Source organism: Psychrobacter sp. 1Y4 (genome assembly GCF_051847555.1).
Map to the genome: position 1 here is coordinate 1 of NZ_JBPYDE010000439.1, position 763 is coordinate 763.

Annotated in this window: 1 protein-coding gene and 1 pseudogene; both read right to left on the reverse strand. The window is 44.3% G+C overall.

The features are described from left to right. Positions 1 to 290, reverse strand: a pseudogene (locus ACS8FC_RS16820) (arylesterase); the annotation flags it as partial. A 134-nt stretch (positions 291 to 424) separates the two neighbouring features. After that, the coding region (locus tag ACS8FC_RS16825) for an MFS transporter (protein WP_439297627.1) at positions 425 to 763 on the reverse strand (339 nt) is incomplete at its 5' end.

Consider the following 763-nt stretch of genomic DNA (forward strand, 5'->3'; position numbering starts at 1 on the left):
AGACGATCTTCTAACTGAGCAGGGTAGTTATCATTTTTATCCACCCCAAGACCTTCCGTCAGTGAGTCGCCAAGCGCTAAAATAGTGATTGGTGATGAATTGACTTGTTGATCAGCGGCCGCCGTGGTTACGGAAGCAGTATCGGCTTGATTGTTAGTTGTTTCGATATTCTGCGTGTCAGTCGGCGCTGTGGGTTTGGCATCTTTTTGACAGCCACTGATCGCCATTACGGCTGCGAGTATGACGATAGCAGGGAAGCGGTGAGCAAAACGAAAGTGTAAATTCATCATGGGGGTTATGTCCTATATGCAATCAAACCAGTGTAGCAAAATAAGACAGCAACCAATATTGCCCTAAGGTTAATTTAAAGACAGCTTTATTACGCGTTAGAAATCAAAAGCTTATAGAAGTCAAAAGAGTGAAATCAAATGTATTTGCCATCAACCATCACTGGACGACTGACGAGCCAAGCAATCATCACGTTTGCAATCATCAGTATTAGCATAATGAAAAGTGGCAGACTCCAGCTATCAGTCGATTCATGGAGCCAGCCTGTGCCAAGCGGCCCAAAAAATGCAATCAAATAACCGACGGCTTGTGCCATACCAGACAGCTCACTTGATTGATTGGTAGTATAGGTACGCAGGGAAAACAGCATCATACTCAAGGTAAAAATTGCTGAGCAACCAATCCCCATCATGGCTGACCATAGCCACGCCAAATCCGTGGATAGATAACTGATACCTAATACGCCAATGACATT